General features: G+C 68.0%; 17 protein-coding genes. 3 read left to right on the top strand and 14 right to left on the bottom strand.

The window, feature by feature from the left end; translation table 11 throughout:
* Window positions 1–51: 51 nt before the first annotated feature.
* Window positions 52–462 carry a DUF983 domain-containing protein gene (locus CWC60_RS18045; protein WP_206420011.1) on the bottom strand — a complete coding sequence of 137 codons (411 nt, stop codon included), beginning with the start codon at window positions 460–462 and terminating at the stop codon, window positions 52–54.
* Window positions 463–575: 113 nt separating this feature from the next.
* On the opposite strand from CWC60_RS18045, the gene CWC60_RS18040 reads away from it, so the two are divergent.
* Window positions 576–1,427, top strand: a complete 852-nt coding sequence (locus tag CWC60_RS18040; protein WP_109795304.1) for a TauD/TfdA dioxygenase family protein — start codon at window positions 576–578, stop codon at window positions 1,425–1,427.
* A gap of 9 nt (window positions 1,428–1,436) precedes the next feature.
* On the opposite strand, the gene CWC60_RS18035 is transcribed toward CWC60_RS18040, so the two are convergent.
* Together CWC60_RS18035 and CWC60_RS18030 are read right to left on the bottom strand one after the other, a co-directional pair.
* Entirely contained in the window at window positions 1,437–2,804 is a 1,368-nt protein-coding gene (locus CWC60_RS18035) for a glutamine synthetase family protein (protein WP_109795303.1), read from the bottom strand.
* Window positions 2,805–3,053: 249 nt separating this feature from the next.
* Window positions 3,054–3,632: a peroxidase-related enzyme gene (locus tag CWC60_RS18030; protein WP_109795302.1), complete on the bottom strand. Its 579-nt coding sequence runs from the start codon at window positions 3,630–3,632 to the stop codon at window positions 3,054–3,056.
* A 114-nt stretch (window positions 3,633–3,746) separates the two neighbouring features.
* Here CWC60_RS18030 and CWC60_RS18025 point away from each other — a divergent pair, with 114 nt between their 5' ends.
* Complete coding sequence (locus CWC60_RS18025) at window positions 3,747–4,343, top strand: glutathione S-transferase family protein (RefSeq protein ID WP_109795301.1); 597 nt, start codon at window positions 3,747–3,749, stop codon at window positions 4,341–4,343.
* Window positions 4,344–4,439: 96 nt separating this feature from the next.
* Here the strand turns inward: CWC60_RS18025 and CWC60_RS18020 are convergent, their stop codons facing one another.
* The 11 genes from CWC60_RS18020 to CWC60_RS17975 form a co-directional block, all read right to left on the bottom strand.
* Window positions 4,440–6,116 (bottom strand): formate--tetrahydrofolate ligase, encoded by a 1,677-nt coding sequence (locus CWC60_RS18020; protein WP_109795300.1) that lies wholly within the window; start codon window positions 6,114–6,116, stop codon window positions 4,440–4,442.
* Window positions 6,117–6,206: 90 nt separating this feature from the next.
* The gene (fdhF, locus tag CWC60_RS18015; RefSeq protein ID WP_109795299.1) at window positions 6,207–8,978 is read right to left on the bottom strand and encodes a formate dehydrogenase subunit alpha; all 2,772 of its coding nucleotides are present in this window, start codon (window positions 8,976–8,978) and stop codon (window positions 6,207–6,209) included.
* 1 nt (window position 8,979) lies between these two features.
* A complete protein-coding gene (locus CWC60_RS18010) occupies window positions 8,980–9,510 on the bottom strand; it encodes a Spy/CpxP family protein refolding chaperone (protein WP_109795298.1) in 531 nt (176 codons plus the stop codon).
* Entirely contained in the window at window positions 9,510–11,201 is a 1,692-nt protein-coding gene (locus CWC60_RS18005; RefSeq protein WP_109795297.1) for an NAD(P)H-dependent oxidoreductase subunit E, read from the bottom strand. Before CWC60_RS18005 ends, CWC60_RS18010 begins: the two co-directional genes overlap by 1 nt.
* Before the next feature lie 29 nt (window positions 11,202–11,230).
* The gene (locus CWC60_RS18000) at window positions 11,231–11,818 is read right to left on the bottom strand and encodes a sarcosine oxidase subunit gamma (RefSeq protein ID WP_109795296.1); all 588 of its coding nucleotides are present in this window, start codon (window positions 11,816–11,818) and stop codon (window positions 11,231–11,233) included.
* Window positions 11,811–14,750 carry a sarcosine oxidase subunit alpha family protein gene (locus tag CWC60_RS17995; RefSeq protein WP_109795295.1) on the bottom strand — a complete coding sequence of 980 codons (2,940 nt, stop codon included), beginning with the start codon at window positions 14,748–14,750 and terminating at the stop codon, window positions 11,811–11,813. Before CWC60_RS17995 ends, CWC60_RS18000 begins: the two co-directional genes overlap by 8 nt.
* Complete coding sequence (locus tag CWC60_RS17990) at window positions 14,747–15,034, bottom strand: sarcosine oxidase subunit delta (protein WP_109795294.1); 288 nt, start codon at window positions 15,032–15,034, stop codon at window positions 14,747–14,749. The genes CWC60_RS17995 and CWC60_RS17990 overlap by 4 nt, the downstream gene beginning before the upstream one ends.
* Window positions 15,035–15,044: 10 nt before the next feature.
* Entirely contained in the window at window positions 15,045–16,295 is a 1,251-nt protein-coding gene (locus tag CWC60_RS17985) for a sarcosine oxidase subunit beta family protein (RefSeq protein WP_109795293.1), read from the bottom strand.
* Between the two features lie 111 nt (window positions 16,296–16,406).
* Window positions 16,407–16,892 carry a bacterioferritin gene (bfr, locus tag CWC60_RS17980; protein WP_109795292.1) on the bottom strand — a complete coding sequence of 162 codons (486 nt, stop codon included), beginning with the start codon at window positions 16,890–16,892 and terminating at the stop codon, window positions 16,407–16,409.
* Window positions 16,889–17,044 (bottom strand): hypothetical protein, encoded by a 156-nt coding sequence (locus CWC60_RS23740; RefSeq protein WP_164516623.1) that lies wholly within the window; start codon window positions 17,042–17,044, stop codon window positions 16,889–16,891. Before CWC60_RS23740 ends, bfr begins: the two co-directional genes overlap by 4 nt.
* A gap of 4 nt (window positions 17,045–17,048) precedes the next feature.
* Window positions 17,049–17,246: a (2Fe-2S)-binding protein gene (locus tag CWC60_RS17975; RefSeq protein ID WP_109795291.1), complete on the bottom strand. Its 198-nt coding sequence runs from the start codon at window positions 17,244–17,246 to the stop codon at window positions 17,049–17,051.
* 195 nt (window positions 17,247–17,441) lie between these two features.
* On the opposite strand from CWC60_RS17975, the gene CWC60_RS17970 reads away from it, so the two are divergent.
* Window positions 17,442–18,650 carry a winged helix-turn-helix domain-containing protein gene (locus tag CWC60_RS17970; RefSeq protein ID WP_109795290.1) on the top strand — a complete coding sequence of 403 codons (1,209 nt, stop codon included), beginning with the start codon at window positions 17,442–17,444 and terminating at the stop codon, window positions 18,648–18,650.
* The last annotated feature ends 42 nt before the right edge of the window (window positions 18,651–18,692 follow it).

Here is an 18,692-nt window from a genome sequence, read left to right as displayed (position 1 = left end):
CCGTGGATCGAGTCCAAGGGCGCCATTGGAATCAGAAGTCAGGCCAATGTCTTACGGTTCGACCGGTTGATCTTCCTCGCCGCCGAAGCCGTGCATGCGGTTGGCCCATTGCAGGCCGATCACCGCGCCCTTGAGCCGCGGCAGCAGCCAGAGCGACGAGAGCACCAGCGACGGTATCCAGACGGCCCAGTGGACCCAGGTCTCCGGATGCCACGCCTGCTCGGTCATCAGCACCAGCGGGATAAGGATATGGCCGACCAGCAGGATGGTCAGATAGGGCGGCATGTCGTCGGCCCGGTGATGATGCAACGCCGCACCGCAGGACGGGCAGTCGTCGCGCACCTTCACATAGGCCCGGTAGAGGCCGGCCTCGCCGCAGCTCGGGCAGCGCTGTCCGAATCCGCGGCGGATGGCCTGCCAGACGGACCGCGGCTCCGCATCTTCGATGGTTTCGATGTTCATGGCGCAAATATCGGTCATGGATCCTGAAAGGGGATGTGGCCGGCGGTCGCAGCGTTGCCGCCCCCCTGTCGCTGAATTACGCTGAGGCAATTGGGGAGAGAGGAGAACCGGCCATGGCCCTCGCCAACGACTACCGCCTGATCGAGGTGACGCCCGTCCAGCCCGCCATCGGCGCCGAGATCCGCGGCATCGACCTTGCCAACGGTCTGAGCTCCGACGCCTTCGCCGAGGTCAGGCGCGCCTTCCTGGAGAACCAGGTGCTGTTCTTCAAGGAGCAGTCGCCGATGACGCCTGAACGCCAGATCGAGATCGGCCGCATGTTCGGCGAACTGCATGTCCATCCGGCGGCGCCGCACCTGGACGGCCACCGGGAAGTCTTCGTCATCCACGCCCACCGGGATTCGAAGATCGTCAACGGCGGCGGCTGGCACACCGACGTGAGCTGCGAGACCGAACCGCCGGCGGCGACGATGCTGCAGCTCCATGTCCTGCCGTCCAGCGGGGGCGATACGCTGTTTTCCAGCATGTACGCGGCATATGAGGCGCTTTCGAAGCCCATGCAGCGCTTCCTGCTTGAGCTGACGGCCACCCACGATTCCGAGCATGTCTATCGCGGCCGCTACAAGGACCGGGGCGTCGACGACGCCGAACGGACCTATCCGTCCGCCGTGCATCCGGTGGTCCGCACCCATCCGGAGACCGGCCGCAAGGCGCTCTATGTCAATGCCGGCTTCACCACGCATATCAACGAGCTGAGCCCGGCGGAAAGCAAGAACCTGCTGGGGTTCCTGTTCCGCCATGTCGAGAATCCGCTGTTCCAGGCGCGCCAGCGCTGGGCGGCGAACGACGTGGCGCTGTGGGACAACCGTTGCCTGCAGCACTTCGCGCTGTGGGACTACTGGCCGGAGGAGCGCAAGGGCCATCGCGTGACCATCAAGGGCGACCGGCCGTTCCTCGACGCCTGAGCCTGACGTTCAGGCCCGCTCGAAGCCGCGCCTGACCTCGTAGTCGGTGACCTTGCGGTCGAAATCTTCCTGTTCCCAGCGCGCGGCTCGGACATAGTGGTCGACGACTTCCTCGCCAAAGGCGTGGCGCAGCATCTTCGAACGGCTGAGGCGCCGCTCCGCCTCGCGCAGCGTCCCCGGCACCCGACGCGCCCGGCGCGCCTGGTAGGCGTTGCCGCGCAGGGCCGGCTCCAGCTCGAGTTCCTGTTCCAGCCCGGCGATGCCGGCTGCGATCAGGGCCGCGAGCGCCAGATAGGGATTGAGGTCGGCGCCGCCGATGCGGCATTCGACTCGGATGCCGGAGCCGCCCGGCGCCACGACCCGGTAACCGGCGGTCCGGTTGTCGACCGACCAGACCGCGCGCGTCGGCGCGAACAGGTCCTCGGTGAAGCGCTTGTAGGAATTGACATAGGGCGCGAGGAACCAGGTGATCTCCGCGGAATGGGCAAGCAGGCCCGCGAGCCAGGACCGCATTACGCCCGACATGCCATGCTCGGCATCCGGATCGAGGAAGGCGGGCCGGCCGTCCATGGTCTGGAGCGACTGATGGATGTGGCTGGAGGAACCGGCGTGGTCATGGCTCCATTTGGCCATGAAGGTCACGGCCCGGCCCTGCGCCCAGGCGATTTCCTTGACGGCATTCTTGGTGACGACATGGTGGTCTGCGCAGGTCAGGGCGTCGGCGTAGCGGACGTTGATCTCCTCCTGGCCCGCCTCGGCCTCGCCCTTGGAGCATTCGACGGGCACGCCCGCGCCGTACAGGCCGTTGCGCACCGCGCGCATCACCTCCTCCTCCTTCGTCGTCTGGAAGACGTGATAATCCTCATTGTAGGCGCTGATCGGCGTCATGCCGCGCCAGTCGAGATCCCGCATGTCGTCCAGGCTTTCGCGGAAGAGGAAGAACTCCAGCTCCGTCGCCGCCATGGCCCGGTAGCCCATGGCCTCCAGCCGGGCGAGCTGGCGCTGCAATACCGCGCGCGGGCTGTGCGGCACCGCCGCCTTGCCGTGATGATCCAGCACATCGCAGAGCACAAGCGCCGTACCCGGCAGCCAGGGGATGCGGCGCAGTGTCGTCAGGTCGGGCCGCATGACGTAGTCGCCATAGCCTCCGGCCCAGCTCGTCGCGGCGTAGCCCTGGACGGTCTGCATCTCCATGTCTGTCGCCAGCAGATAGTTGCAGCTGTGGGTTTCCGCCCAGGCCTCGTCGACGAAATGCTGCGCGTGGAAGCGCTTGCCGACCAGCCGTCCCTGCATGTCTGTCTGGGCGGCGACGACCGTGTCGATCTCGCCGGTCTCCGCCAGCACCCGGAGCTGCTCGAAGTCCAGATTGCCCGCCATCGGCCCGTTCCCCCTCGCTGCGCCCTACCCGACCAGCCTAGATCAATCCCCGGGGAGATTGAATCGCCACCGCTGTTTCCGTGTCATGCCCGCCCCCGTGCGGGCATCCGGTCAGGCTGTCGACTTGCGGCGAAGCCGCTCCGGACCCCCGCACAGAGGCGGGGGTGACACGCTGAGCGGGCGGCGGTTCAGTCAAACGGTGGAATACCCGTCCGGGTTTCGGCGCGGGGCGGAAACCTTCCGCGGACCTCAGCCCATGTTGCGGCCCATGGTGTAGAATTCGTCGTTCGGTCGCATGGAGCTGAAATTGGCGATCCGGTTCGACATGGCGAAGAAGGCCGCCGTGGCGCCGATGTCCCAGATGTCATCGTCGTCGAAGCCGTGTTCGCGCAGCGGCTCGAAGTCCGCGTCCCCGATCGTCCGAGAATCCAGCGCCACCTTCATGGCGAAGTCGAGCATGGCCCGCTGGCGCGGCGTGATGTCGGCCTTTCGGTAGTTGATCGCCACCTGGTCGGCGATCAACGGGTCCTTCGCCCGGATGCGCAGGATTGCGCCATGGGCGACGACGCAGTACTGGCAGCCATTGGCCCCCGAGGTGGCAACGACGATCATCTCCCGGTCGGCCTTGGTGAGGCCGCCTTCCCGCTCCATCAACGCGTCGTGCATCGCGAAGAATGCCCGCAGTTCCTCCGGCCGGTGGGCCATGCCGAGGAAGACGTTCGGCACGAAGCCCGACTTTTCCTGCACCTTCAGGATCATCTCGCGTATGTCTTCGGGCAGGTTGGCCAGCTGCGGCACCGGGAACCGGCTGATGCTCTTTTCACTCATTTTCGGCTCTCCCCTGTTCAATCCGTCCATGGCAGCTATCGTAGCGGCCAATTCGCCCCGGACCGTCCGGTCCGCACGGGGCTTCGCAAGTTACTGGCATTTCCGGGAGGACACATGAAGCTGTTTCATACGCAGAACTCACCCTATGCGCGCCGCGCGCGCCTCGTTGCCCGCGCCTGCCGGCTGGACATCGAGGAAGTCGACATGTCGCCACTCGCCGAACGCGCCGGCGAATTGCTGGAACACGGCCCGGGCGGCAAGGTGCCGGGGCTGCTGACCGACACCGGCGTCTTCATCTGCGAGACGCTGCTGATCACCCGTTACCTGAACGACGCGGCCGGCGGCAAGCTGACGCCGCGCGATGCGCAGGCGGCGGAAAAGGTGATGGAACTTGAGGGGATCGGCTCCCTGCTGATGGATTCGCTCTTCCAGCGCTCCCAGGAGAATCGCCGCGAGGCTGGCGAAAAGTCCCAGGCGGTGATCGACAGGGAGGCCGAGCGGGCCGCCCGCTGCTACGATGCGCTGAGCCAGCGGCTGACGCACCAGCCGACGGTGCTGAACCTCGGCACCATCGCCGCGATCTCCGCACTGGGCTACGCCGAATGGCGCCACGCCGACGACAACTGGCGCGAAGGCCGCCCCGGGCTCGCCGCCTGGTTCAACGAGATGATGGTCAATCCGGCCGTCACCGAGACCGCGCCGAAGTTCTGAACAAACAAATGGTGTCCTCGGGCCTGACCCGAGGACCGCAATCTCGGGTGCGTCAGCGCGCGGGCCGGCCCCGCCATCCCCCGCGCGCCGACCTCCCTAGAACAGTCCTTCGATCTCGCCGGCGTCGTTGAGCATGATCTGCTCGGCCGCCGGTTCCCGGGGCAGGCCGGGCATGGTCATGATCTCGCCGCAGATCACGACGATGAAGCCGGCGCCGGCCGAGAGCCTGACCTCCCGGACCGGCACCGAATGGCCGTCGGGCGCACCGCGCAGGTTCGGGTCGGTCGAGAAACTGTACTGCGTCTTGGCCATGCAGATCGGCAGGTCGCCGAAGCCCTCGGCTTCCCATTTGCGGAGCTGGTCGCGGACCTTCTTGTCGGCCAGCACCTCGTCGGCGCGGTAGATGCGCCTGGCGATGGTCTCGATCTTCTGGAACAGCGGCATGTCGTCGGGATAGAGCGGGCTGAACTGCGCCATGCCGCTGTCGGCGATTTCGGCCACGCGCTCGGCCAGTTCGGTGATTCCCGCCGAACCCTGGGCCCAGTGGCGGCAGACGATGGCCTCCGAGCCCATCCACTCGACATGGTCCTTCACCGCCTGGATCTCGGCCTCGGTGTCGGTGACGAAGTGGTTGATCGCGACCACGGCCGGCACGCCGAAGGACTTCACGTTCTCGATGTGGCGGCCCAGATTGGCGCAGCCCTTCTCGACCGCCTCGACGTTCTCCCGGCCCAGGTCGTCCTTGCCGACGCCGCCGTTCATCTTCATCGCGCGCACCGTGGCGACGATGACCACGGCGTCGGGCGACAGACCGGCCTTGCGGCACTTGATGTCGAAGAACTTCTCGGCACCCAGATCCGCGCCGAAGCCGGCCTCGGTGACGACGTAGTCGGCCAGTTTCAGCGCCGTGCGGGTGGCGGCGACGGAGTTGCAGCCATGGGCGATGTTGGCGAACGGGCCGCCGTGGACGAAGGCGGGATTGTTTTCCAGCGTCTGCACGAGGTTCGGCTGCATCGCGTCCTTCAGCAGCACCGTCATGGCGCCGTCGGCCTTCAGGTCGCGGCAGTAGATCGGCTTCCGGTCGCGGGTGTAGGCGACGATGATGCCGCCCAGCCGCGCCTGCAGATCCTCCAGGTCGTTGGCCAGACAGAGAATCGCCATGACTTCGGAGGCCACGGTGATGTCGAAGCCGCTCTCGCGCGGATAGCCGTTGCCGACGCCGCCCAGCGAATGCACCACCTGGCGAAGCGCGCGGTCGTTCATGTCCAGCACCCGCCGCCAGGCGACGCGGCGGGCGTCGATGCCCAGCTTGTTGCCCCAGTGGATGTGGTTGTCGATCATCGCCGCCAGCAGGTTGTGCGCGGCGGTGATGGCGTGGAAGTCGCCGGTGAAGTGGAGGTTGATGTCCTCCATCGGGATCACCTGGGCATAGCCGCCGCCGGCGGCGCCGCCCTTCATGCCGAAGCACGGACCGAGCGAGGCCTCGCGGATGCAGATCGCCGCCTTGCGGCCGATGGCGTTGAGGCCGTCGCCGAGACCCACGGTGGTCGTGGTCTTGCCCTCGCCCGCCGGGGTCGGGTTGACCGCCGTGACGAGGATCAGCTTGCCGTCCTCGCGGTCCTTCTGGGCGTTGATGAAGTCCTGACTGATCTTCGCCTTGTCGTGGCCGAAGGGCAGCAGCGCCTCGGACGGAATGCCGAGCCGCGCGCCGACTTCCTGAATGGGCTGCTTCGTCGCCGCGCGGGCGATCTCGATGTCGCTCTTGTGGGCCATGGCTCGCTGCTCCTGCTGGCGCCTGGTCGCCGCCCGCCCCGCCGGGTCGGCGTCACGGAACCTCGACTAAATGATGTACAGGCGCGCGGCTTACTCCGCCGCGACAGCGCCTGCCGTTTTCTCGACGCGGACGGCGGAGAACTTGAACTCCGGGATCTTGCCGTAAGGGTCCAGGGCCGGATTGGTCAGGATGTTGGCCGCCGCCTCGACGAAGGCGAAGGGCATGAAGACGTTGTCTTCCGAGATTGCGCGGTCGGCGCGGGCCATCACCAACAGCGAGCCCCGCCGGGTCGAAAGCCGGACCATGTCGCCCGGCCCGACGCCCAGCCTGCGGAGCGTTTTCGGATGCATCGAACAGCTCGCCTCGGGCTCCAGCCCGTCGAGCACCTGCGCGCGGCGGGTCATCGAGCCCGTGTGCCAGTGCTCCAGCTGCCGTCCGGTGATCAGGATCATCGGGTATTCGGCGTCCGGGGTGTCGTCGGGCGGCACGATGGCCGCCGGGGTGAAGCGCGCGCGCCCCTCGGGACGCGGAAAGCCGTCGCCGAAGACGATGGGCTGGCCCGGATCGTCCGGGGACAGGCTGGGATAGGTCACCGCCTCCCGCTCCAGCCGCTCCCAGGTGATGTTGTCGAGCGATTTCATGGACCGCTTCATCTCGGCGAAGACGTCGCGCGGGTGGCCGTAGTCCCAGTCCAGGCCGAGGCGCCTGGCCAGTTCGACGGTGATCCACCAGTCCGGCTTCGCCTGCCCCGGCGGCGCCACGGCGGGCCGCCCCATCTGAACCTGGCGGTTGGTATTGGTGACCGTGCCGGCCTTCTCCGCCCATGCGGTCGCCGGCAGGATGACGTCGGCGTAGTTCGCCGTCTCCGTCAGGAAGATGTCCTGCACCACCAGATGCTCCAGCTTCGCCAGCGCCTCGCGCGCGTGCTCCACGTCCGGGTCGGACATCGCCGGATTCTCGCCCATGATGTACATGCCGCGGATCCGGCCGTCGTGAACCGCGTCCATGATCTCGACGACCGTCAGTCCCTTCTCGGCGGAGAAATCCCCGGAAGCCCAGATATCGCGGAACCGCGAGCGGACGCCATCGTCGCCGACGGACTGGTAGTCGGGCAGGAACATCGGGATCAGCCCGGCGTCGGAGGCGCCCTGGACATTGTTCTGTCCGCGCAGGGGATGCAGCCCGGTCCCGGGCCGCCCGACATGCCCGCACATCAGCGCCAGCGAGATCAGGCAGCGGGAATTGTCGGTGCCATGGATGTGCTGCGAAATACCCATGCCCCAGAAGATCATGCCTGCGCGGGCGCCGGCGAACGTCCGGGCCACCGTGCGCAGGGTCTCGGCCTCGACGCCGCAGATCTCGGCCATCTTCTCGGGCGGGAAGCCCTTCAGATGGGCCTTCATCGCCTCCCAGTTCTCGGTGAAGCCCTGGATGTACTGCTCGTCGTAGAGCCTCTCCTCGACGATCACGTGCATGACGGCATTCAGCATCGCCACGTCCGTGCCGGGCCGGAAGCGGACCATGTGGCTGGCGTAACGGCCCAGGCCGACGCCGCGCGGATCCATGACGATCAGCTTGCCGCCGCGTTTCGCGAACTGCTTGAAATAGGTCGCCGCCACCGGATGGTTCTCGACCGGATTGGCGCCGATGACGATGGCGCAGTCGGCGTTCTCGATCTCGTTGAAGGTCGCCGTGACCGCGCCGGAACCGACATTCTCCATCAGGGCCGCCACCGACGAGGCGTGGCAGAGCCGGGTGCAGTGATCGACATTGTTGTGGCCGAAGCCCTGCCGGATCAGCTTCTGGAAAAGGTAGGCCTCCTCGTTGGAGCACTTGGCCGAACCGAAACCGGCCACCGCCGGGCCGCCATGGTCCGTGCGAAGGGCGGCAAGCCCGCCGGCAGCGCGGTCCAGCGCCTCCTGCCACGTCGCCTCGCGGAAATGCGTCGAGAGGTCGGCCGGATCGACGTTCAGCCCCTTGGGCGGCGCGTCGTCGCGGCGGATCAGCGGCGTCTTCAGCCGGTGGGGATGATCGACATAATCGAAGCCGAAGCGGCCCTTGACGCAGAGACGCTGTTCGTTGGCCGGCCCGTCGACGCCGTCCACCCAGGCGATGCGGCCGTCGCGGAGCTTGAAGCTGAGCTGGCAGCCGACGCCGCAATAGGGGCAGACCGACTTCACTTCCTCGTCGAAGGCCGCGCTGTCGCCGTGACCGGCGGCATCGAGGGCCGTCGATTCCATCAGTGCGCCGGTGGGGCAGGCCTGCACGCATTCGCCGCAGGCGACGCAGGTGCTCTGGCCCATGGGATCGGCGAAATCGAAGACGATCTCCGCGTCATGACCGCGGAAGGCCATGCCGATGACGTCGTTGACCTGGACTTCCCGGCAGGCGCGGACGCACAGATTGCAGTGTATGCAGGCGTCCAGGTTGACGCGCATGGCGACATGGCTGTCGTCCAGCAGCGGCACGCGGTCCGGCGCCAGCGCGGGGAAGCGGCTTTCCGCGACGCCTTGCAGATCCGCCATCTTCCAGAAGTGCGAGGAGCGATCGTGCGCCGCCTCACGCGGCGGCTGGTCGGCCATCAGCATCTCGATCACCAGCTTCCGCGCCTTCGCGGCGCGGTCGGTCGCGGTCCGCACGACCATTCCCTCGGCGGGCGCGCGGATGCAGGAAGCGGCGAGATTCCGCTCGCCATCAATCTCGACCATGCAGGCGCGGCAATTGCCGTCGGCGCGATAGCCGGGCTGGTCGGCGTGGCACAGATGCGGGATCAGCGTTCCCTCGCGCCTGGCCACGTCCCAGATGCTTTCGCCCTCGGCCGCGGTGACGACCCGGCCGTCGAGCGTGAAGGAAACTGTCATGTCAGTGCCTTCCGTGCTTGCCGTGTCCGGCCCCGTAGCCCCGCAGCAGCGCATAGGCCTCGCGCTGGTGCGCGGTCAGCAGGGGCGTGACTTCCAGGTGGGCGCGCAGGTGCGTCTCCCGCAGTTCCATCCGCAGGTCCGCCGCCTTCCGCAGCGCCACGACGAGTGTGTCCGGATCGGCGCGGCGGTCGCGGAACAGCGCATCCAGCTCCGCCTCCGCCTCGACCAGCCGCGCGCCGAGATCGCGCGCCTTCAACTGCATCCGCTCGAAGGCGGCGCGGATGACGGCGATCTGTTCGCCGCTGAGTTCCAGTTCCTCCTGCATGTCCAGCAGGTGCGACGGTCCCGGATAGCCGTTCAGCTCCGCCGGCCTCGCCATGCCCCGCCCCTCACCGGCGAGCAGGGCGGCGACTTCACGTTCGCTGTAGCTGCTCACCGCCCGGTGCTGCTGCCCGGCATAGGGCTGCGCCTGATCGGCAGCGGCGGCGGCGGCATAGGTCAGACAACCGAACGCGAAAAGGACGAGACGCATCAGACTTCCCCCGGAAAATGCTTCAGGGTCGATCTTATCGGGTTCGGCGCGGCCTGGCCCAGACCGCAGATCGATGCGTCAGCCATGGCCTGGCAGAGGTCTTCCAGCAGGTCGCCGTCCCAGCGATCCGCCTCCATCAGCTTGACCGCCTTCTCGCAACCGACGCGGCAGGGCGTGCACTGGCCGCAGCTCTCGTCCTCGAAGAAGCGCAGCATGTTGAGCGCCGCGGCCCTGGCGCTGTCCTTGTCGGAAAGGACGACCACGGCGGCCGAGCCGATGAAACTGCCGTGAGGCTGCAGCATGTCGAAGTCGAGCGGCACGTCGTCCAGCGCCGCCGGCAGCAGGCCGGATGACGGACCGCCGGGCTGGTAGGCCTTGAAGACATGACCGTCGAGCATGCCGCCGGACGCCTCGATCAGATCGCGGATGGTCGAGCCCGCGGGCAGCAGCTTCACCCCCGGCTCCTTCACCCGACCGGAGACGGAGTAGGCGCGCAGCCCCTTGCGGCCGTTCTTCTCGACCGAGCTCAGAATCTCCGGACCCTCCCGGACGATGCGCGCGACCCAGTGGAGCGTCTCGACATTGTGGACAAGCGTCGGGCGGACGAAGACGCCGACCTCGGCGACATAGGGCGGGCGGTGACGCGGCAGGCCGCGCTTGCCCTCGATGCTCTCGATCATCGCGCTCTCTTCGCCGCAGATATAGGCGCCCGCGCCACGACGGAGGTCGATATACCCGGGCTCGATCAGCCGCGCCTTCTCCAGGGCGGCGATCTCCCGCCGCAGGATCTCGAGCACCGCCGGGTATTCGTCGCGCATGTAGACGAAGATCCGTTCGGCCTCGACCGCCCAGGCGGCGATCAGCGCGCCCTCCAGGAAGAGATGCGGCGTCCGCTCAAGGAAATAGCGGTCCTTGAAGGTGCCGGGCTCGCCCTCGTCGCCATTGACGGCGAGATAGCGCGGCCCCTCGTAGCTGCGGACGAAAGACCATTTGCGGCCCGATGGAAAACCCGCGCCGCCCAGACCGCGAAGGCCGGACTCGAGCACCGTCTGCTGCACTTCCTCGGGCGAACGCGCGCCGCCGCGGAGGTCGGTCAGTTCCACATAGCCGCCCCTGGCGGTGTAGGCGGCGAGATTCTGGTAGTCGGGAATATGCGGGTAGACGTCGTTGGCCGTGATCGCCGCCTTCACCTTCGCCGGCGTCGCGGCGTCGATATGGTTGTGGCCGATCTCCAGCGCCGGCGCGGTGTCGCAGCGGCCCATGCAGGGCGCGCGGACGACCCGGACCCGATCCGCGGGAAAATCGTCCGCCAGAGCCCGCATCAGACCCTGCGCGCCGGCCAGTTCGCAGGAAAGCGAGTCGCAGACCCGGATGGTCAGCGGCGGCGGCGGGGTCTCGCCCTCCTTCACCACGTCGAAATGGGCGTAGAAGGTGGCGACCTCGTAGACCTCGGCCTGGGCCAGTTTCATCTCCTCCGCCAGAGCGCGGAGATGGGCGGCCGAAAGATGGCCGAAGGCGTCCTGGATCAGGTGCAGATGCTCGATCAGCAGGTCGCGGCGGCGCGGCCGTTCGCCCAGCAGGCTACGCACCTCGGCCAGGGCGTCGTCGTCGAGCTGACGGCCCTTCGGCGTACGGCGCCCCTTGCCCTTTCCGGATTTCCAGACGCCCTTGCGTTCAGCCTCGCCCTGCACCGGCAGTCTCCTAGCCTTCGGGACGCCCTTTATGCCCCGTGATCCCCGCCGCGCACAATGTTCCGCGCCGACGTCTCGACCATGTGCAGGAACGACAGGGCCGACGACGAGGGCGACATCAGGCGGAAGCGGTCTTCCGCCAGGCGCATGACGATGACCGAGAGATGCTCCATCAGCGTGCGCTGGGCCAAGTCGGCGGCAAAGAGGTCCGGATGCAGGTCCAGCGGACAGACACGCTCCAGGGCGGCGCGCACCCCTGGCCCCTCCAGGTCGAGCACGGCCCAGGCGTCGGATTGTTCAGTGACCCAGGCCGCCTCGCCCAACGCCGTCGCCACGATCCGCGCCGCGTCGGGTCCCTCGCACGGGAAGACCGCGAAAAACTGGTCCGGCGACATGCCGATGAGCCGAAGGCCGTCCGTTCCGATCGAATAACGGCCGACAGTCGGCAACTCCATGCCCCAGACCGCGCGCACGGCGTCCGCCAGCGCCGCATCGCCGCCGCGTGGCACGGCGATCGCGGCGATACCCAGCCCGGCCGGCTCCGACAGGCTCACACCGCCGAAATCCTGTCGGATGCCGCCGAGCGGGCTTCGCGGAGCCAGTTCGAACTCAGCCACGCAGCCGCTCCCCGTCCGGATCGACGAAATGCGGCGAGACGATTTCGACCTCGATCATCTCGTCCCGCAGCGGATCGGCCGCGACAACCACATCGCCCAGGCGCGCTGCCCCGCGGCGGATGAAACCGAGACCGATCGAATGGCCCAGCGTCGGCGACCACGCCGCCGAACTCATCCAGCCGAGATCGTTCCCGGTGGTCACCGCTTCGCCCCGATCGACGAAATGCGCGCCCGAACGCAGCTCCCGCGTGCGGTCCACGGGCCGGAAGCCCATCAGGCGCGAGCGGTCCTCGCGCTTCATCTCCGGCCGGTCGCAGAGGACATTGCCGATGGCGACCTTCTTCCTGTTGACCAGCCGGTCCATGCCGAGATCCAGCGCCGTGGTCTGGCCGTTCAGTTCGTTGCCGGCCGGATGCCCCTTCTCGATACGCATCACCCCCAGCGCCTCGGTGCCGTAGGGGACGCCGCCGAGCGGCCCGCCCGCCGCCATCAGCGCCCGGATCAGGGCGTCGCCATAACGCGCCGGCACGGCGACCTCATAGGCCAGTTCGCCGGAAAAGGAGATGCGAAACAGCCGGGCCGGCACGCCGCCGCAGACCGTGATTTCGGCACAGGCCATGAAGGGAAAGGCTTCGTTGGAGATGTCGGTATCCGCGTCGACCAGCTTGCCCAGCAACTCGCGCGAACGCGGGCCGGCGACCGCGAACTGCGCCCACTGATCGGTGCCGGAGATCAGGTGCACGTCGAGGTCCGGCCAGTGGCACTGGCGGTAGAACTCCAGATTGCGGAACACCAGCCCTGCATTGGCGGTCGTGGTGGTCATGACGAAGTGATCCTCGGCCAGCCGCGCCGCGGTGCCGTCGTCACAGACGAAGCCGTCCTCGCGCAGCATCAGTCCATAACGGACCCTGCCGACGGGCAGTCTGGCAAAGCCATTGGCATAGATCCGATTGAGGAAAGTCGCGGCGTCACGGCCCTGCACCTCGATCTTGCCGAGCGTCGTGACGTCGCAGACGCCCACGGCCGAGCGCACCTGCCGGACCTCCCGGTCGACGCTCTCTCGCCAGTGCGTTTCGCCGGTCCGCGGGAACCACTGGGCGCGGAGCCACTGGCCTGCCTCCACGAAAACCGCGCCCTGCTCGACGGCCCAGTCATGGCTGGGCGTGCGGCGTATCGGCCGGAGATCCGGGCCGCGCGACCGGCCGGCGAAGGCGCCGACGGGAACCGGGGTGTAGGGTGGGCGGAAGATCGTCGTTCCCGTCTCCGCGATGGACCTGCCAAGCGTCTCCGCCAGCACGCCGATCGCCGGCACGTTGGCGGTGCGGCCCTGATCGGTGGCCATGCCGAGGGTGGTATAGCGCTTGACCTGCTCGACGGCACGGTAGCCCTCCTGCGCGGCGAGCCGGACATCCTTGACGGTGACGTCGTTCTGCAGATCCAGCCAGGCCCGGCCCCTGGTTTCCGCGACATGCCAGAGCGCCGTCACCCGGGCAGGCTCGTCCTCGGCCTGCGGCAGGTCCGGCCCGGGCCCGTCCAGGTCCAGCGCCGAGAGCGCCGCCTCCCGGCCCGCGCGCAGCGCCGCCGCCAGGGTGAGATCGCCCGCCGCGGCGCCCGCGACCATCATGCCGGGCGGCAGGTCCGGACCTGGCACGAAGGCGGCAATGTCGTCGCGCCAGACCGGGCGCCCGCGGTGATGGCAGGTCAGGTGGACGTTGGGGTTCCAGCCGCCGGAGACGGCGAGACAATCGGCCTCGATCCGCCGGCCGTCCGCCAGGCGGACCTCCTTCAGGGCATGACGTCCCCTGGTCTCGACCACCCTCCCGCCACGCACGGCTTCCACGCCCGGCAGTTCCAGCGGCGCATTGCAGTCGCGCGCGTCGATCACCGCCGCGACCTCGACGCCCTGTTCGCGAAGGTCGGATGCCGTGCGCCAGCCATCATCGTTGCTGGTGAACACCGCCACGCGCCGGCCGGGCGCGACGCCGTAGCGGTTAAGATAGGTCCGCACGGCCCCGGCCAGCATCACGCCGGGCCGCTCGTTGCCGCCGAAGGCGATGGCCCGCTCGGTGGCGCCGGCGGCGAGCACCGCATGGCGGGCGCGGATGCGCCAGAACACCTGCCGCGGCGCGGCGCCCGGATCGGGCAGGTGATCGGTCATGCGCTGCAACGCGCCATAGCCGCCATGATCGAAGGCGCCGATGACGGTCGTCCGCGCCATGACGCGGACATTTTCCATGGCCGAGAGCTCGCCCGCCACCGCGGCGGCCCATTCGGCCCCGGCGCGTCCGTTCACCTCGAGCGTCTCCGCATTGAGCCGGCCGCCGAGACGGAAATCCTCATCCGCCAGGATCACGCGCCGGCCGGCGCGGGCAGCGGTCAGCGCCGCCGTCAGTCCGGCCGGTCCGGCCCCGATCACCAGCAGATCGCAGTGCAGGAAGCCCTTGTCGTAACTGTCCGGGTCGGTCTCGCCTGAAAGGCGCCCCAGCCCCGCCGCGTTGCGGATCGCCGGCTCGTAGACCTTCTCCCAGAAGCGCCGCGGCCACATGAACGTCTTGTAGTAGAAGCCGGCCGTGAGGAATGGCGCCAGCAGGTCGTTGACCGCCAGCAGATCCCGTTTCAGAGAACCGCGGTGGTTCTGGCTTCGGGCCTCCAGCCCCTCGAACAGCTCCGCGACCGTCGCCCTTGTATTGGGTTCACGCCGGGCGCCGGCGCGCACTTCCACCAGCGCGTTCGGCTCCTCCGATCCGGCGGCGAAGATGCCGCGCGGGCGGTGATACTTGAACGACCGGCCGACAAGCCGCACGCCATTGGCCAGCAGCGCCGAGGCTAGCGTGTCCCCCGGGTGTCCTTCGAACGCCCGGTCGTCGAAGGTGAAGGAGAGCGTCGCGCTGCGGTCGATCAACCCGTCATGCAGGCGGAAGGGCTGGTTCATACGCCCCGGCCTCTGGCGCGGGCGACGTCGCGGGCCAGCTCGACGCGTCTGATCTCGTGGGTCAGCGTGTCGCGCGTGACCACCAGCCATGATCGGTCGCCGTGCTCGTGATACCAGAGTTCCCGATGCTCGCCGGCGGGATTGTCGCGCAGGTGGAGCCAGTCGTGGAATCGGTCCATGGCGTCCCCGGCGGCCGGGTCCGGGCGCTCGATCAGTACAGCGTCGCCCAGGCAGATGAACTCGGCAATGTCGCGGGGACCGAGCAGCGGATGGTCGATGATCATCGCTCGGGCCTCAGTGCAGGTTGGGCTGCGGGCCAGCGCCGCGTTCGTCGATCGGCGCGCCCGTCCGGAAGCGGTCCAGGCGCATGGCGGCGGCGACGGGATGCGGATCGCCCGTCGCCATCAGATGCGCGAAGCACCAGCCGCTCGCCGGCGTCGCCTTGAAGCCGCCATAGCACCAGCCGCCGTTGAAGAAGAGCCCCTCCACCGGCGTGCGGTCGATGATGGGGGAGCCGTCCATGCTCATGTCCACCACGCCGCCCCACATGCGCAGCACGCGGGCGCGGCCGATCGACGGCATCATGGCCATGCCGCCCTCGCAGACGTCCTCCACGACCGGCAGGTTGCCGCGCTGGGCGTAGGTGTTGTAGCCGTCCAGGTCGCCGCCGAAGACCAGTCCGCCCTTGTCGGACTGGGAGACGTAGAAATGGCCCGCGCCGTACGTGACGACGCCGGGCAGGACGGGTTTCAGCCCCTCGGTGACGAACGCCTGCAGCACATGGCTCTCGATGGGCAGACGGAGCCCCGCCAGCGCCATGACCCGGGAGGACGAGCCGGCGACGGCCACGCCCACACGGCGCGCCCGGATCGGCCCCCGCGTGGTCTCGACGCCGCGGCAGACGCCGCCCTCGATCAGGAAGCCGGTGACCTCGCAGTTCTGCACGATGTCCACGCCGCGGCGGTCGGCGGCGCGGGCATAGCCCCAGGCCACGGCGTCATGGCGGGCGGTGCCGCCGCGCGGCTGCCAGAGCCCGCCGGTGATCGGAAAGCGCGCGTTGTCGAAGTCGAGGAAGGGGCACATGCGCCGGACGCCGTCCCGGTCCAGCAGTACGGCATCCGCGCCGGACATGATCATGGCGTTACCGCGGCGCGCATAGGCGTCGCGCTGGGCGTCGCTGTGGCAGAGGTTGAGCACCCCGCGCTGGGAAACCATCGCGTTGAAGTTGAGCGCCTGCTCCAGCCCCTCCCAGAGCTTCATTGACCATTCGTAGAAGGGCTGGTTGCCGGGAAGCAGGTAGTTGGAGCGGATGATCGTGGTGTTGCGGCCGATATTGCCGGAACCGAGCCAGCCCTTCTCCAGAACCGCGACGTTCGCCAGCCCATGTTCCCTGGCCAGGTAGAAGGCGGTGGCCAGCCCGTGCCCGCCGCCGCCGACCACCACAGCGTCATACTCCGCCTTCGGTTCGGGATCGCGCCAGGCCGGCTTCCAGCCCCGATGGCCGGTCAGCGCCTCCCTGACAATCCTGAACGCGGAATAGCCCATCCGCCGATCCCTCCATGCCCGCGCGGCATGATCGGCATCCTGAAGCGCCGGGCGCTGTCGGGAAAGAGACGAATTCGCGCCGGCGGACGACAGCCGCGGCCGGAAACCGGATCAGGACGAGGCGGCGCCCTCGCCCATCTGGGCCTGCAGATAGTTCTGCATGCCCACCTTCTCGATCAGGCCCAGCTGTGTCTCGAGGAAGTCGATGTGGTCTTCCTCGGACTCCATGATGTCGGCGAGGATCTCGCGGCTGACATAGTCCTGCGCGCCCTCACAGGCGGCGATCGCCGCCTTGAGATCGTCATGGCCGGACATCTCCAGCGCCAGATCGCCTTCGAGCACTTCCTTGACATTCTGACCGATGCGCAGCTTGCCGAGATCCTGCAGGTTCGGCAGGCCCTCCAGAAACAGGATCCGCTCGATCAGCCTGTCGGCGTGCTTCATCTCGTCGATCGATTCGTCGTACTCGACATCGCCGAGACGATGCATGCCCCAGTCCTTCAGCATTCGGCTGTGGAGGAAATACTGGTTGATGGCCGTCAGTTCGTTGAAAAGGATCTTGTTGAGGTGATCGATGATGTCGCGGTTGCCCTTCATGACCCGCCCTTCTTGTTTTCTGGTTCGGTCTCGGGCCGTGGCCTTGGCTGCGCACGGTCCGCCGCCTCGGCCTGCGCCTTCAGCGCCTGGCCCTGCGCGCGGATTTCCCGCGCCGCGGCAAACCAGTGAAACATCTGGCGGCTGGCGAACACAACGCTATTCCGCGGCCATCATTGCCGCATCGCCTGCGCCGTTGAGTTCCGCATCCATCATTTCCACGATTGTCGATACGCAACGGCCGCAGCGCACCTCGCAGCCCAGATGCGGGTGGAGATCCTCGGCGCAGTCCACACCCTGGCGGATGGCGCCGGTCACCTGATCATCGGAAAGGGCGTTGCAGATACACACATACATACTTCGTCGACTCCCCAACGGACCCGGGCATTTTCCTGCGATTGCGAATGACTGTCAATCGCGTACTCTCGGGCAAATATGATCGGAGTCGATAATTTTCAATATTGATAATCATTATTAATCATTGAGGCTCTCGGCAGCCGGCGTTCCCATCCGGCGCTTGCGGGAATCAGCGCCACGGTCCCAAATGGCCTCATGGAAGGGAACGAAACGAAACCATCGGTCAGTGCAGCGCTGGCCCGACGGGTGCTGCTGCAACGCCAGGGTCTCGCCGATGCGCCGGGACGGAAGATCTATGCGGGCGGCGTTCGGGAACTGATCGAGCGCATGGGCTTCGTCCAGGTCGACAGCATCAACACCGTCGAGCGCGCCCACCACATGATCCTGTTCGCGCGCAACCAGACCTACCGGCCGGACCTGTTGCAGCGCCTGCTGGAGCGCGAACGGGACCTGTTCGAGAACTGGACCCACGACGCCGCCGTCATCCCTACCCGCTTCTATCCCCTCTGGCGGCGCAAGTTCGCCCGCGACCGGGATCGTCTGGTCGAACGCTGGCGCACCTGGCGCCGCGAGGGCTTCGAGGAGCGGTTGGACGATGTACTGGCGCATGTCGAACGGAACGGCCCCGTCATGGCCCGCGACATGACGACGGAGAGGCGGCCCGGCGGCGCGTGGTGGGATTGGCATCCCTCCAAGACCGCGCTGGAATATCTCTGGCGCACCGGCGACCTGGCGATCTGTCACCGCCGCGGCTTCCAGAACGCCTACGACCTGAGCGAACGGGTCATCCCGGCCGAGCACCGGGCCGACGCGCCGGACCACGACACCTGGGTCGACTGGCTCTGCCGCGGCGCGCTGGAGCGGCTCGGCGTCGCAACGCCGGGGGAACTCGCCCAGTTCTGGGGGCTGGCTTCGGTCGAGGAGGCAAAGACGTGGGCCTCGGGCCCGGCGGGCCGCGGCTTCCCGCGCGTGTTGGTCGGCGCCGTCGACGGCAGCCGCCCCCGGGAGGCGCTGGCCGAGCCGGCGGTGCTGGACACGCACGCCGACGACATCGCCCTGCCGCCGCGCCTGCGCATGCTCAGCCCCTTCGATCCGGTGCTGCGCGACCGCAAGCGCGCGCTGCGGCTGTTCGGCTTCGACTACCGCATCGAGGTCTTCGTACCAGCTGCGAATCGCCGCTACGGCTACTACGTCTTTCCCATGCTGGAGGGGGACCGCCTGGTCGGCCGCATCGACATGAAGCGCGAGGACGGCGCGCTCGCCGTCCGCCGAATCTGGTGGGAGCCGGGTGTGCGGGTCTCGAGCGGCCGGCGGCAGCGGCTGGAGGCGGAACTGGATCGCGTCCGCCGCTTCATCGGCGCCGACCGTATTGTCTTCGCGCCCGGGAGCGGCGGCCCCGACTGAGTAGCTGCGTCAGGGCGGCCAATTGCGGCGGCCCCGCCCGCA

This window comes from Minwuia thermotolerans (assembly GCF_002924445.1).
Taxonomy (GTDB): Bacteria; Pseudomonadota; Alphaproteobacteria; order Minwuiales; family Minwuiaceae; genus Minwuia; species Minwuia thermotolerans.
The sequence above is the reverse complement of the archived record's forward strand: the minus strand, read 5'-3'. Positions and strand labels throughout refer to the sequence as shown.